General features: G+C 62.8%; 14 protein-coding genes. 2 read left to right on the forward strand and 12 right to left on the reverse strand.

The window, feature by feature from the left end:
* The first annotated feature begins 92 nt into the window (after positions 1-92).
* On the forward strand, positions 93-938 hold the full coding sequence (locus BLT65_RS19670; protein WP_042308008.1) for a MurR/RpiR family transcriptional regulator: 846 nt from the start codon (positions 93-95) through the stop codon (positions 936-938).
* Between the two features lie 222 nt (positions 939-1,160).
* Here the strand turns inward: BLT65_RS19670 and BLT65_RS19675 are convergent, their stop codons facing one another.
* The 11 genes from BLT65_RS19675 to BLT65_RS19725 form a co-directional block, all read right to left on the reverse strand.
* Positions 1,161-1,337 (reverse strand): hypothetical protein, encoded by a 177-nt coding sequence (locus BLT65_RS19675; RefSeq protein WP_091780091.1) that lies wholly within the window; start codon positions 1,335-1,337, stop codon positions 1,161-1,163.
* 118 nt (positions 1,338-1,455) lie between these two features.
* A complete protein-coding gene (locus BLT65_RS48730) occupies positions 1,456-1,647 on the reverse strand; it encodes an ESPR domain-containing protein (RefSeq protein WP_081920933.1) in 192 nt (63 codons plus the stop codon).
* A gap of 657 nt (positions 1,648-2,304) precedes the next feature.
* Positions 2,305-2,721: a CopD family protein gene (locus tag BLT65_RS19685; protein WP_042308006.1), complete on the reverse strand. Its 417-nt coding sequence runs from the start codon at positions 2,719-2,721 to the stop codon at positions 2,305-2,307.
* Between the two features lie 36 nt (positions 2,722-2,757).
* Positions 2,758-4,029: a glutamate-5-semialdehyde dehydrogenase gene (locus BLT65_RS19690; RefSeq protein ID WP_091780097.1), complete on the reverse strand. Its 1,272-nt coding sequence runs from the start codon at positions 4,027-4,029 to the stop codon at positions 2,758-2,760.
* Between the two features lie 228 nt (positions 4,030-4,257).
* Positions 4,258-5,382, reverse strand: a complete 1,125-nt coding sequence (gene holA, locus BLT65_RS19695; RefSeq protein ID WP_042308003.1) for a DNA polymerase III subunit delta — start codon at positions 5,380-5,382, stop codon at positions 4,258-4,260.
* A gap of 42 nt (positions 5,383-5,424) precedes the next feature.
* Positions 5,425-5,976 (reverse strand): LPS-assembly lipoprotein LptE, encoded by a 552-nt coding sequence (locus BLT65_RS19700; RefSeq protein WP_042308001.1) that lies wholly within the window; start codon positions 5,974-5,976, stop codon positions 5,425-5,427.
* Positions 5,977-6,018: 42 nt separating this feature from the next.
* On the reverse strand, positions 6,019-8,613 hold the full coding sequence (leuS, locus tag BLT65_RS19705) for a leucine--tRNA ligase (RefSeq protein WP_042308045.1): 2,595 nt from the start codon (positions 8,611-8,613) through the stop codon (positions 6,019-6,021).
* 231 nt (positions 8,614-8,844) lie between these two features.
* Positions 8,845-9,315, reverse strand: coding sequence for an ExbD/TolR family protein (locus tag BLT65_RS19710; RefSeq protein WP_042308000.1), 471 nt, complete (start codon positions 9,313-9,315; stop codon positions 8,845-8,847).
* 81 nt (positions 9,316-9,396) lie between these two features.
* On the reverse strand, positions 9,397-10,134 hold the full coding sequence (locus BLT65_RS19715; RefSeq protein ID WP_042307998.1) for a MotA/TolQ/ExbB proton channel family protein: 738 nt from the start codon (positions 10,132-10,134) through the stop codon (positions 9,397-9,399).
* 62 nt (positions 10,135-10,196) lie between these two features.
* Positions 10,197-10,994, reverse strand: coding sequence for a 4-hydroxy-tetrahydrodipicolinate reductase (gene dapB, locus BLT65_RS19720; protein ID WP_042307996.1), 798 nt, complete (start codon positions 10,992-10,994; stop codon positions 10,197-10,199).
* 157 nt (positions 10,995-11,151) lie between these two features.
* Positions 11,152-12,060 (reverse strand): outer membrane protein assembly factor BamE, encoded by a 909-nt coding sequence (locus tag BLT65_RS19725; protein ID WP_042307993.1) that lies wholly within the window; start codon positions 12,058-12,060, stop codon positions 11,152-11,154.
* Between the two features lie 111 nt (positions 12,061-12,171).
* Between BLT65_RS19725 and fur the strand changes: the two genes are divergently transcribed.
* The gene (fur, locus tag BLT65_RS19730) at positions 12,172-12,600 is read left to right on the forward strand and encodes a ferric iron uptake transcriptional regulator (RefSeq protein WP_036002612.1); all 429 of its coding nucleotides are present in this window, start codon (positions 12,172-12,174) and stop codon (positions 12,598-12,600) included.
* A 117-nt stretch (positions 12,601-12,717) separates the two neighbouring features.
* On the opposite strand, the gene BLT65_RS19735 is transcribed toward fur, so the two are convergent.
* Positions 12,718-13,230 (reverse strand): ureidoglycolate lyase, encoded by a 513-nt coding sequence (locus BLT65_RS19735; RefSeq protein ID WP_042307990.1) that lies wholly within the window; start codon positions 13,228-13,230, stop codon positions 12,718-12,720.
* Between the last annotated feature and the right edge of the window lie 27 nt (positions 13,231-13,257).

Raw genomic sequence — 13,257 nt, forward strand, 5'->3', positions numbered from 1 at the left:
GGGTAATCACCTACGGTACATATGTAGTTTTTGTACTTGACTCGTCTATCAGCTATAGTCCACGCATTCTTCAGCATAGTGCGAGATTCCCGATGATGCTGTCCCAGGTGGAAGCGATGCGCGACCAGATGCGCCCATCCGAACGCAAGCTTGCCGACTACGTGATCGAGGCGCCGCGCGAAGTGCTCGACCTGTCGATGACGGAGGTCGCCGCGCGCGCGGGCGTCAGCCAGCCGACCATCGCGCGCTTTTGCCATGCACTCGGCTTCTCCGGCTTTCGCGAGTTCAAGATCCGCCTTGCGCAAGGGATAGCAACGGAAGTGCCCGCCGTGTATCGCGACGTGCGTCCCGACGAGCCGACGCCCGGCGTCGCCGCGAAGGTGCTCGACCGGACCATCGGCGCGCTGATCCAGGTGCGCAACAATCTGTCGACCGACAGCGTGGCGGCGGCGATCCAGTTGCTGGCGCAAGCGAAGCGCATCGAGTTCTACGGCGCGGGCGGCTCGGGGATTGCCGCGCTCGACATGCAGCACAAGTTCTTCCGGCTCGGCATGCCGAGCGTCGCTTATTCCGACCCGCATACGTTTTTGATGTCGGCGGGATTGCTGGGCGAAGGCGATGTCGTCGTCGCGATTTCGAATACGGGTCGCACGCGTGACATCATCGACGCGGCGAAATCCGCACTCGCCGCGGGCGCGAAGGTGATTGCCGTGACGCATGGGAATTCGCCGCTGGCTCGGATCGCGTCGATCGGACTGTTCGCGAATGTCGATGAAGACACCGACATCTTCTCGCCGATGACGTCGCGCACGTCGCATCTCGCGATCGGCGACATTCTGGCCGTCGGCGTCGCGTTGCAGCGCGGACCGGAACTGGCAGAAAAGCTGGCGGGCGCGAAGGATGTGATTGCGCGACGCCGGATCGGGCCGCAGGAATAGGTCTGCTGCGTGCGTTGAAGCACGCCACGCCGCAGGATGACGGGCCGCATGAGTGATCCGGCACGCACCGCACGGCAAGGTGAAGCGCGACACCAGGACAAAGCGGACATACAAACGCAAAACGGGCTCCCGAAGGAGCCCGTTTCGTTTTGAAGCTTGCTGCTGGTGAAGGCTGCGCTCAGGCGGTCTTACTGCACCGCCCTTGCGCCTACTTCCCGATTATCACTGGTACGAAGCACCGACACCAACCGTCGTGCCCTGGCCACTGACACCGGTGCCGAGGGCGATGGAGCTCACGCCCGAGGCGGTGCTGTTATCGCCGAAAACCAGCGCGTGATCAGCAGACGCAGAGTTGCTCTGCCCAAAAGCCAAAGCATCGGTGCCGTTCGCAAGCGCCATACAACCAAACGCGATGGCCGAACCAGAGTCGGTCAACGTGTTAGTGGCAGACGGCGTTGTCTAGCAGTTACCAGCGCCTGAATTGTTAATTGCGACAATCGAGTTGCCATTGCCGTCTTTAACATACCCTGTTGAATTCGCGTATGCGAAACCAGACGCCAGCGCGCCCCCCGCCAATAATCACCGCGGTTCCGAGCAATCCGACAGATTTTTTCGAAGAACCTCCCTTGCCGCGCGACGCGGCATTCTCCTGAGCGGCGACCCACGTTCCCGTGGTTTCGTTCCAGATTGATCGATAAGTCTTATTCATCTGCAATCCTAAAAATATTGAAATATCGCCGGCACGGGAAACGTTACTCCAGCACGGCAACGAGATATCTCTCGCACCCACCCTGTGAATGCGATGCTTACGCGAAAATTAAGTGGGAAGACCGGCTCCGAAGAACCCTGACTGCTGATCCGCCCAAGCCGCCGCCGGAGCCGGTTTTTGAGATGAGCTGCCTAAGAACGACTAAGACTTCGCCCCTTCTACCTACCGTGCATGCACTTTATTGCGACACAGCAAGCGCCTGAATCGGACGACTCCTAAAGCATGCTGATAACGCGTGCGTAGGCGGAATCGTTTGGTTTTTTTGTCAGCGAAATTTAAGAAAGAAGGTGAGCGTGCTCAGTCCGAGCTAAGACGTATGCCGCGCGACACGATGGATTTCGTGATCAAGTGCGCTGGGCACCACAGACAACGCGAGAAGACGAGGGCCACTTCGGCGGTATTACGATGGTCGCCGCAATGACTTGCGGGAATGGGGACACGAGTCTCGCTGCTTGACGCAAACCCGCGCAGCCTGAATGGCGACGAGTATCGTTAGCGCGTTGGGCTTGAACGATTGCAGGAAAGCAAAAATCCCGGTTTGCTGTTACCAGCAAACCGGGCTTCTGAACGAATTTCCCGAACCGACTACATCGAAAACTAAAACGGCTTGATGACTACCAGCGCGACAGCCGCCAGCATCCCCAGCACGGGGAGTTCGTTGAACATCCGATACCACTTGTGCGAGCGCCGGTTCTCACCGCGCTCGAACGTCCGCAGCAATACGCCGCAATACGCGTGATAAATAATCAGCAACACCACCACGCCGACCTTCGCGTGAATCCAGCCCTGCCCGCTGCCGATGCCGACCGCGAGCCACAGCCACAATCCGCACGCCAGCGCCGGCACCGCGATGAACGTCATGAAGCGAAACAGCTTGCGCGCCATGATCAAGAGGCGTTTCACCGCGTTCGTATCGGTCTCCATCGCGAGATTCACGTAGATCCGCGGCAGGTAGAAAAGCCCCGCGAACCATGAGGCCACCAGAACGATGTGAAACGTCTTGATCCACAACATCGGTATTAATCCTTCTTTTTGTTTCGATGTTCGAAATTATTGACGGCCTTCGCCGTGCCCCAGCACGACGTATTTCATCGATGTCAGCCCATCCAGGCCGACGGGACCGCGCGCATGCAGCTTGTCGTTTGAAATGCCGATCTCAGCGCCCAGCCCAAACTCGAAGCCGTCGGCAAAACGCGTCGATGCATTGACCATCACGCTCGCCGAATCCACTTCGCGCAGGAAGCGCATCGCGCGGTCGTGATCTTCCGTGACGATCGCGTCCGTGTGGTGCGAGCCGTATTCGTTGATGTGCTCGATCGCCTCGTCGATGCCGTCGACCACCTTGATAGCCAGCACGGGCGCGAGATATTCGGTGCGCCAGTCTTCTTCCGTTGCATCGACTAGCGGTTGCACGCCATCCGCTTCGAGCACCTTGCGCGCCGCCGGATCGACACGCAGTTCCACGTCCTTGCCGCGATACAGTTTGCCGAGCGCCGGCAGCACTTCGGCCGCGATACCGCGCGCGACCAAAAGCGTCTCCATCGTGTTGCAGGTGCCGTAACGATGCGTCTTCGCGTTATCGCAGACCGTCATCGCCTTCGCGATGTCCGCGCGATCGTCGACATACACGTGGCAAATGCCATCGAGGTGCTTGATCATCGGCACGCGCGCTTCTTCCATCAGACGCGCGATCAAACTCTTGCCGCCACGCGGCACGATCACGTCGACGTATTCCGTCATCGTGATCAGCTTGCCGACTGCGGCACGGTCGGACGTCTCGACCACTTGCACCGCTTCCTGCGGCAAGCCCGCTGTCTCGAGCCCTTCGCCGATCAGCTTCGCCAGCGCCGTGTTGCATTCGAGCGCTTCCGACCCGCCCCGCAAGATCGTCGCGTTACCCGATTTGAGGCACAGCGCAGCCGCGTCGATCGTCACGTTCGGCCGCGATTCGTAGATGATGCCGATCACGCCCAGCGGCACACGCATCTGGCCGACCTGAATGCCGCTCGGCCGATACTTCAGATTGCTGATCTCGCCGATCGGATCGGCCAGCGCAGCCACTTGCCGCAAGCCTTCGACCATCGTCTTCAACGCCTTGTCCGACAGCGTCAGACGATCGATGAACGCGGCGTCGTGGCCCTTGTCGCGAGCGCGGGCGAGGTCACGCGCATTCGCTTCTTTCAGCTTGACCGTCTCGCGTTCGATGGCGACTGCAATGGCTTCGAGCGCGGCATTCTTCGCCGCCGTCGACGCCCGCGCCATCGCACGCGATGCGTGACGCGCGCGGCGGCCGAGGTCGGTCATGTACTGGTCGATATCCATGATGATTCCCGTTGTGCCGCAATATGCGTGGATGCGGCAGACAGTTTCTGTAAGCGGAACGATCCGCCGATTGTATGACGTGTGACAGTTGTCTGCTCGGGCGAGCGGCGCCGTGTCACGGGCTGGGAAAGGCTGCCGCGCCGCGATTGCGATGAATCTGGTATTCCGCCGAAACGCCCGCGTTATTCAAGCGAGGTCAGCGGCCAGATCCGTCAGGCGTGCGACAGCCTACGACGGTCGGCGCATTGGCGCCGGTCGCGCTGGAACTGGCCGGTTTGGCATGCCACGCACCGGAGAAGCGGATGTACCCGCGACGGCCATCGCAAGTTCGAAAAGCCCGGCCCACGGATCGGGCGGTGGATCATTGCGATGATTGCCCGGCGTGCCGCCCGACAACCCCTTTACCTGTCGATCGAGCTTCGCCGCGAACGCCAGCGCCTTTTCCAGCGACGCCTCCGTCACACGCGACAGCGCCGGTCCAACGAGCCGCTCACGCGGCCCCCACACGCGGTTTTCGCGCAGCAGCATCGGCAGCGGCTTGCCCGCCTCGACACCGCGCTTGATACGCAACAGCGTGCGAATTTCTTCGACGACAGCCCACAGCACGAGCACGGCCGCTTCGCCTTCGCCCTTCAGGCCGTCGATCATCCGCGACAGACGGCCTACATCGCCCGCGAGCATCGCTTCGTTGAGTTTGAACACGTCGTAGCGCGCGACGTTGAGCACGGCGTCGTGAACCTGTTCGAACGACAGCGCGCCGGACGGATACAACAGCCCCAGCTTCTGGATTTCCTGATGCGCAGCGAGCAGGTTGCCTTCGACGCGCTCGGCGATGAACTGCAACGAGCGCTTGCCCTCTTCGCCCGCCGCAACGCGCTGGCCTTGTTGCGCCAGACGCTGCCCAACCCAACCGGGCAATTGCGCGCGCTCGACAGGATCGATCTTCAACGCGACGCCCGCATCGGCCAGCGCCGTAAACCACGCGGCCTTTTGCGTCGCCGCATCGAGGCGCGGCAACGTCACGAGCGTCAGCACATCAGGATTCGCCGACGCGGCTAACGTCTTCAGCGCATCCGCGCCTTCCTTGCCGGGCTTGCCCGTCGGGATGCGCAATTCGACCAGTTGCCGGTCGCCGAACAGCGACATCGACTGACTCGCACCAAGCAGCGAACTCCAGTCGAAGCCGCGCTCCACCGTGAACACCGTGCGGTCAGTAAAGCCGTTCGCGCGCGCCGTCGCGCGGATGCGGTCGCACGCTTCCTGCGCGAGCAGATGCTCGTCGCCGTACACGACGTACAGACCGGCGGGACCTTTCGCGAGATGCGCTTCGAGCGCGTCAAGACGCAGTTGCATGGCGACGGATGAACGAGAGTGAAAGCAGGTCGATGCTGTGGATCAAAGCGGCGGCGGCGGCAGCGGTGCTCGCGGATTGACGCCCGGCACTTCCTGGCCCGGCGCCGGATGCAGCGAACGCACGACGGCAAGACGGCGCATCAGCTGATCGACGGCGTCGTTTTGCATGTCCGCGTAAAGGATGTCCGCTTCCGAAGCCTTCGCTTGCGAGAACTGGTCGCTATACGTCATCGCGCGATTCAGATGGATCGCGCTCGGCGGAATCAGCAGCGTGCCGTCGGCGCCGCGCACCGTGTAGTTCAGCCAGTAGTCGAGCGCGTATTCCTCGACGACACCCAGCGAGTTCAGCGTCAGCACGCTGTTGCCGCGCCCTTCGGAAATCGACAGGATGGCGTCGGCGTTGGCGGGCGAAGTCACGATCACCGTGTCGCTGCCACCCTGCACCATGCGCGTCAGGCGTGCGGCGACGGGCGCCGACGCGCCCGCGATGGCGAGGCGTTTGAACGCGTAGTCCTGCTGGCCACGCAGCTGGAAGCCGCACGCGGACAGCAGCGCCGCGCTGCACGCCAGAGTCAAAAACGATCTGCGAGTCACATGAGCTCCTGGTTCGCAGTTAAAGCGCAATCGATGCGTGCATCAGACGACGACGTTCACGAGACGGCCCGGCACGACGATAACCTTCTTCGCCGGCTTGCCTTCGCTGAACTTCGCGAACATTTCGTGCGCGAGCGCGACGGCTTCGATCGCTTCGCGCGATGCGTCCTTCGCGACCGTCACGGCGCCGCGCACCTTGCCGTTCACCTGCAGCACGAGTTCGATCTCGCTCTGCTCCAGCGCCTTTTCGTCGACCTTCGGCCACGGCGCGTCGAGCAGCGTGCCGAACTCGGCCTCATAGCCGAGTTCCTGCCACAGCTGGAACGTGACGTGCGGCACGACCGGGTACAGCACGCGCAGCAGCACGCCATAGCTTTCGCGCAGCACGGCGGTGCTCGCGCCCTTCGCGCCGTCGACCGCGTTGAGCATCTTCATCGCCGCCGACACGACCGTGTTGTACTGCAGACGCTGATAGTCGAAATCGGCCTGCTTCAGCACGCTGTAGATTTCGCGGCGCAGCGTCTTGTCGGTATCGGTGAGCTTCGCGGCGTCGAATGCGCCGCGCTGCGAGAGCGCCGCTTCATTCGCCTGACCGAACGACCACACGCGGCGCAGGAAGCGGCTTGCCCCTTCGACGCCCGCGCCCGACCATTCAAGCTGCTGCTCGGGAGGAGCCGCGAACATCGTGAACAGACGCGCGGTATCTGCACCGTACTGGTCGATCAGCACTTGCGGATCGACGCCGTTGTTCTTCGACTTCGACATCTTCTCGACGCCGCCCAGCACGACGGGCTGGCCGTCGGCGTTCAGCGTCGCGCCGACCGGGCGGCCCTTGTCGTCGTGCGTAACGGTGACGTCGGCCGGGTTGTACCAGGTCTTCTTGCCCGCGTCATTTTCGCGGTAATACGTTTCGTTGAGCACCATGCCCTGCGTGAGCAGGTTCTTCGCCGGCTCGCCGAACTTCACGATGCCGAGATCACGGCAGACCTTCGCCCAGAAACGCGAGTACAACAGGTGAAGAATCGCGTGTTCGATGCCGCCGATGTACTGATCCATCGGCATCCAGTAATCGGTGCGTTCGTCGACCATCGTCTTCGCGTCGGGTGCCGCGTAGCGATAGAAGTACCAGGACGAATCGACGAAGGTGTCCATCGTGTCGGTTTCGCGCTTCGCAGCCGCGCCGCAGGTCGGACACGTGCAGTTCAGAAACGCTTCCGACTTCGCGAGCGGATTGCCCGTGCCGTCCGGCACGAGATCTTCCGGCAGCACGACGGGCAGATCCTTCTCGGGCACCGGCACGTCGCCGCACGACGGGCAGTGGATGATCGGGATCGGCGTGCCCCAGTAGCGCTGGCGCGAGATGCCCCAGTCGCGCAGACGCCACGTGACCTGCTTGTCGCCGAGGCCGAGCGCTTTCAGATCAGCGGCGATCGCGTCGACGGCTTCGCTGTACTTGAGGCCGTCGTACTTGCCACTGTTGACCAGGACGCCGTTTTCCTTGTCGCCGTACGACTCGTGCCACGCGTCCGTCGAGAACGGCTCGCCTTCGACTGCAACCACCTGCTTGACGGGAATGCCGTACTTCTTCACGAACGCGAAGTCGCGCTCGTCGTGCGCGGGCACGCCCATCACGGCGCCTTCGCCGTAGCTCATCAGCACGTAATTGCCAATCCACACCTCGACCTTTTCCTGCGTCAGCGGATGCGTGACGAAAAAGCCTGTGGCCATGCCCTTCTTTTCCATCGTCGCCATGTCGGCTTCGGCGACGCCGCCGTGCTTGCATTCGTCGATGAATGCCTGCAGTTCCGGCCTGCCTTGCGCGAGATGCGTGGCGAGCGGATGCTCCGCAGCGACCGCACAGAAGGTGACGCCCATGATCGTGTCGGCGCGCGTCGTGAACACACGCAGCAGCTTCTGTTCGCCGTCCAGTTCGTACGGGAAGCCGAAGTTCACGCCGAAGCTCTTGCCGATCCAGTTCTGCTGCATGATCTTCACGCGCTCGGGCCAGCCGAGGCCTTCGAGATCGTTCAGCAGTTCATCCGCGTACTGCGTGATGCGCATGTAGTACATCGGGATTTCGCGCTTCTCGACGAGCGCGCCCGAACGCCAGCCGCGGCCGTCGATCACCTGCTCGTTCGCGAGCACGGTCTGATCGACCGGGTCCCAGTTCACGGTGCCCGTCTTCTTGTACGCGATGCCCTTTTCGAGCATCTTCAGGAAGATCCACTGGTTCCACTTGTAGTAGTCCGGGCTGCAGGTGGCGACTTCGCGCGACCAGTCGATGGCGAGACCCATCGACTGCATCTGCTTCTTCATGTACGCGATGTTGTCGTACGTCCACTTTGCGGGCGGCACGTTGTTGGCCATCGCGGCGTTTTCGGCGGGCATGCCGAACGCGTCCCAGCCCATCGGCATCAGCGTGTTGTAGCCGTTCATCCGCAGATAGCGGTACATCACGTCGTTGATCGTGTAGTTGCGTACGTGCCCCATGTGCAGCTTGCCCGACGGATACGGCAGCATCGAAACGCAATAGAACTTCGGCTTGTCGGCCTTTTCCGTCGTTTTGTACGCGTCGGTGGCGCGCCATTGTCCTTGCGCGGCGGATTCGACGTCGGAGGGAACGTATTTTTCGTGCATGGTGTGATGGGATCGCTGTTCGGTGCCGCTGTTCGGGTGCTTCGGCACCGGCACGGTGCTCTGCTTGATGAAAGTCTTGTCGATTCCCCTCTCGTCAAGGGGAAAGGGCTGATTATACCGTTCGGCCGGGTTCACGCCGCGCGCGATTGAGCGTGTGCGATGCGCGTTGCGCGCCGATTCGGCGTGATGGGTGGTGAAAGCGTGCTGTTGGCCGGCACGGGCTGCTTCGGCTTATTGCGCCGCCGATGCGGCGGCGGGAGGCGTCGGCTGGCCCGCTTTGGCGTCGCCTGGAGGCGGCTCCGTGACGAAACCGATCCGCTCCAGACCCGCCTGCTGCGCCGCGCCCATCACCTGCGCGATCACTTCGTAGCGCGTCGAGCGCTCGGCGCGCAGATGGATTTCCGGCTGTTCCTTTTGCTTGCCCGCGTCGTTGAACTGCGCTCGCATCTGGTCGAGCGTGATCGGCTTGTCGTTCCAGTAGAGCTTGCCTGCGGCGTCGATCGACAGCGTGATGGTCTGCGGCGTCTCGCGCGCCTCAGCGGCCGCGACGCGCGGCAGATCCAGACGGATCGCGTGGGTGAACAGCGGCGCCGTGATGATAAAAATGACGAGCAGCACCAGCATCACGTCGATCAGCGGCGTCATGTTGATGTCCGCCATCGGCGCGGCCGTCTTGTGCCTGTCGAGTCCGCCGAATGCCATGTGTCGTGCCTCGTTCCTCGCGTTTCTTCTCGCGTTTGATACCTGGTGTGCCTGCGCGGCCGCCGTCTGCCCGATGCGGCTCTACGCCTGCGTGCGCGCTGGCGCCCGTTCGCCGTGGGTGTCTCTCGCGCCGCCGCGTGCGTTGTCGGACGCGTCGCCTGCGGGCGCGCAGACATACGCGTGCAGATCGTGCGCGAAGCCGTCGAGTTCCTCCGACAACTGCCGCACCATCCGTCCAAGCACGTTATAGGCGAGCACGGCGGGAATCGCGACGACGAGGCCGAACGCCGTCATGATGAGCGCCTCGCCGACGGGACCCGCGACGTTCTCGATCATCGCCTGCCCGCTTTGCGCGATGCTGCCGAGCGCGTGATAAATGCCCCACACGGTGCCCAGCAAGCCGACGAACGGCGCCGTGCTGCCCACCGACGCCAGCAGCACCTGCCCAAACTCGAGCCGCCGCTGCGAGCGGTGCAGCGCCTGACGCAGTGCCCGCAACACGCGTTCGCTGCGTTCGACGCGCGCGAGCAGCACGCCTGGTGTCTCGACTTCCGACGCCTGCAGCGCCGCTTCCGCCAATGGAGAAAAGATGTGCTCGCGATCCGCGAGACGCAGCGCTGCGACGCCTTCCGACAGCGTCGGCGCCTGCCAGAACCGCGCGACGGCGCGCGGCCCTTGCCGCTTCGCGCGGCTCAGTATCCAGCTTTTGACGATGAGGAAGCACCAGCTCGCAACCGACATCGCCAGCAACACGTACGCGACGCCATGCGTGATGGCGTCGCTGGTTTGCAGGTAGTGGAGGATGCCGGTGTCTGCCATCGGAGCTCTTTGGTCGCCTCGGCTACGGCGCCTTGACGGGTGAGAACAGGCTGACGCGGGGCTTAGCGCAAGCCGAGCACGTCCTGCATGTCGAACAGGCCGTTCTGGTGGCCTTCGAGGAAGCGCACCGCGCGCACCGCGCCTTGCGCGTACGACAGGCGGCTCGCCGACTTGTGCGTGATTTCGATGCGCTCACCGATGCCCGCGAACAGCACCGTGTGGTCGCCGACGATATCGCCGCCACGAATCGCCGAAAAACCGATGGTCGACGGATCGCGTTCGCCCGTCACGCCTTCGCGCGCGTAGACGGCGCAATCTTCGAGCTTGCGGCCAAGCGAATTGGCGATCACCTCGCCCATCGTCAGCGCCGTGCCCGACGGGGCGTCGACCTTGTGACGGTGATGCGCCTCGATGATTTCGATGTCGTAGCCTTGCGAGAAATGAGGCGCAGCGAATTCGAGCAGCTTCATCGTCACGTTCACGCCGACGCTGAAGTTCGACGCGAACACGATGCCGATCTTTTCCGACGCGGCGCGAATCTGCTCCTTCTGCGCGTCGTCGAAGCCCGTCGTGCCGATCACGAGTTTCGTGTTCGTGCGCAGCGCCGCGTCGATGTGCGCAAGCGTGCCTTCGGGGCGCGTGAAGTCGATCAGATAGTCGGATTGCGCGAGCACGGCGTCGATATCGTCCGACATCAGCACGCCCGTCTGCTTGCCGAGAAACGCGCCGGCGTCCTGACCGAGTTGCGGCGCGCCTGTGCGGTCGAGCGCGCCCGACAGCGTGACTTCAGGATCGTTGAGGACGGTTTCGATGAGCATCCGGCCCATGCGGCCCGACGCGCCGGCGATGGCAATTTTCATGGGTAGTCCTGCTAACAGCGCCTGAACATCGCGCCGACAGGCAGCGCGCCGAGAGGCGACAAAAGATACGAAGCGGGCGATGTCTCACAGCGAAGCGGCATCGCGGCAAGACACATGACAGGCGGACACGCCGCCCGTCATGTTACGGACAACGGAATCAGCCGCCCGTTCCCGTGGTCGTTCCCGATTGCGAGGAAGATTGCGACGACTTGGCGGGCGCGTCTTTCGACTGGCCGTTGTTGCTTTCCGGGCCAGTTGGACCCGTCGGGCCAACGGGGTTGTCGCTCGGTACGCCCTGCATCTGCGGAGGCGGCGGACGGGTGAAGCGGAACTGCGGCTGACCCGGCTCCGTCGAGTTCTGCGGCACGCCTCCGTTAGACGGCGGCGTGTTCGCGCGTACCGACGGCGTCGCGCCCGGCGCGGGCGATTGCACCGCGTTGGTCAGGCGGTTCGCAGCCTGTGCGGCCTGCGCGTTCGCGTCGACTGCGGGCAGATTGCCGGCCTGCGCGGCGTCCGACGTGGCCGAGCGCACGGTATCGGGCACCGTTACGGGCGCGGGCGCGTTCGCAGCAGCCGCCGCGCTCGCCTCAGCCGTTCCGCTGGCGACGACAGGCGCCACCTTCACCTTCTTGCCCGTGCGATCGCCGTCGATTTCGGCGAGCAGTTCGAGGTTGGACGGCAGATCTTCGCCACCCGACCAGCTCGCGACGCGATCACCCGTGAAGTTCACGATGAAATCGCGCTGCTGGACGACTGCCGTCGAACCGCGCTTGAAATAGAAGACGTAGTCCCAGCGGTCCGCGTGGAACATGTCGGAAAGAAGCGGCGTGCCGAGCACCTGCCGGACCTGAGCGCGCGACATGCCAACCTGCATTTGCGCAGCCGCTTCCTTCGATACGAAGTTACCTTGAACCACGGTAATGCGGTACGGCGTGATGCTTTGGGCAAAACGCTGAGTCAGGCTGTCATACGTGGAACATCCAGCAAGAACCGCCACCGCCGCCGCGACGATCAAGGTACGCCGTACGCGGCTCCCCCGGTTGATCAATAGAGCTTTTGGAATCATTTCCCTCACCGTGCGGGCTACGCGAGCCGCGCGTGTTTCCGTGTAAGATGACCTGAACAGCAATTCACATTACCATTAGAACCCTGCATTGTACTCTAGGGATCCCTTGCCATGACCAATCCAACCGATCTGAAGAATATCGGACTCAAGGCGACCCTACCGCGCCTCAAGATTCTGGAAATCTTTCAGCACAGCCCGGTGCGCCATCTGACCGCCGAAGATGTCTACCGCAGCCTGCTGCATGAAGAACTGGATATCGGGCTCGCCACGGTGTACCGCGTGCTCACACAGTTCGAACAGGCGGGCCTGCTGTCGCGTAGCAACTTCGAGTCGGGTAAAGCCGTTTTTGAGCTGAACGAAGGGACGCACCACGACCATCTGGTGTGTATCGACTGCGGGCTGGTCGAAGAGTTTTTCGACCCTGAAATCGAAAACCGCCAGCAGGCAATCGCGAAAGAACGCGGCTTCAAGCTGCAGGAACACGCGCTCGCGCTCTACGGCGTGTGTACGAAGGAAAAATGCCCGCATCGCAAGCACTGACGCGGGTTTCCGGGCATTTCGCGAGCGCGCGAAGCACCTGGAATTGACAGTAAGACGCAGAAAGGCCCGGTCGAATTCGTCGACCGGGCCTTTTGCTTTCTTCTGCTTACCAAACCCTTAAATCGCCGCTGTTTCGAACGATTCACGCTCCAGACGCCACGTTTGCGGCAACGCCAATTCATCGCAATTCGGCCCCTCTCCGCCACGATCGACGACGAGGAAATCGCTCACGCGCTCCAACGCGAGCAGCGGATGATGCCAGACGCCTCTCGCGTAATTGACGCCCTGCCAGCCGCGCGTCGAGAACGCTCTTAGCTTCGCTGGATCGAGATCGCCGGCCGGTGCGACGACGATCAGATAAGGCGCATCCGATAGCGGCACGAACGCCTGGCTGCCGAGCGGATGGCGCTCCATCATCGCGATCTCGATCGGCCATGCACGCGGCTGCGCGCGAAACACGTTGATCAGCGGGCGGCCGCCTTGCGTGCTCACATCGACTTTCGCGAGGTCGTGAAAACGCTCGGTGGTGCCTTCGTTGATCGGATAGTGGCGCGCGCCGTCCAGTTCGATCACGTCGCCGAATGGAGCGAACGCGTCTCGTGTCAGGCGCTCGATGCGCAGTGTGTTCATGGCCGTCTCCGTCGATCGTCTCTGCCG

Source organism: Paraburkholderia steynii (genome assembly GCF_900100565.1).
In the GTDB taxonomy this organism is placed as follows: Bacteria; Pseudomonadota; Gammaproteobacteria; order Burkholderiales; family Burkholderiaceae; genus Paraburkholderia; species Paraburkholderia terrae.

What these genes read in the sequence shown, in the direction of transcription:
- leuS (WP_042308045.1), bottom strand. Translation starts at nt 8,613, where the DNA reads ATGCACGAAAAATACGTTCCCTCCGACGTCGAATCCGCCGCGCAAGGA.
- BLT65_RS48730 (WP_081920933.1), bottom strand. Translation starts at nt 1,647, where the DNA reads ATGAATAAGACTTATCGATCAATCTGGAACGAAACCACGGGAACGTGG.
- BLT65_RS19725 (WP_042307993.1), bottom strand. Translation starts at nt 12,060, where the DNA reads ATGATTCCAAAAGCTCTATTGATCAACCGGGGGAGCCGCGTACGGCGT.
- BLT65_RS19710 (WP_042308000.1), bottom strand. Translation starts at nt 9,315, where the DNA reads ATGGCATTCGGCGGACTCGACAGGCACAAGACGGCCGCGCCGATGGCG.
- fur (WP_036002612.1), top strand. Translation starts at nt 12,172, where the DNA reads ATGACCAATCCAACCGATCTGAAGAATATCGGACTCAAGGCGACCCTA.
- holA (WP_042308003.1), bottom strand. Translation starts at nt 5,382, where the DNA reads ATGCAACTGCGTCTTGACGCGCTCGAAGCGCATCTCGCGAAAGGTCCC.
- BLT65_RS19675 (WP_091780091.1), bottom strand. Translation starts at nt 1,337, where the DNA reads ATGGCGCTTGCGAACGGCACCGATGCTTTGGCTTTTGGGCAGAGCAAC.
- BLT65_RS19735 (WP_042307990.1), bottom strand. Translation starts at nt 13,230, where the DNA reads ATGAACACACTGCGCATCGAGCGCCTGACACGAGACGCGTTCGCTCCA.
- BLT65_RS19715 (WP_042307998.1), bottom strand. Translation starts at nt 10,134, where the DNA reads ATGGCAGACACCGGCATCCTCCACTACCTGCAAACCAGCGACGCCATC.
- BLT65_RS19670 (WP_042308008.1), top strand. Translation starts at nt 93, where the DNA reads ATGATGCTGTCCCAGGTGGAAGCGATGCGCGACCAGATGCGCCCATCC.
- BLT65_RS19690 (WP_091780097.1), bottom strand. Translation starts at nt 4,029, where the DNA reads ATGGATATCGACCAGTACATGACCGACCTCGGCCGCCGCGCGCGTCAC.
- BLT65_RS19685 (WP_042308006.1), bottom strand. Translation starts at nt 2,721, where the DNA reads ATGTTGTGGATCAAGACGTTTCACATCGTTCTGGTGGCCTCATGGTTC.
- dapB (WP_042307996.1), bottom strand. Translation starts at nt 10,994, where the DNA reads ATGAAAATTGCCATCGCCGGCGCGTCGGGCCGCATGGGCCGGATGCTC.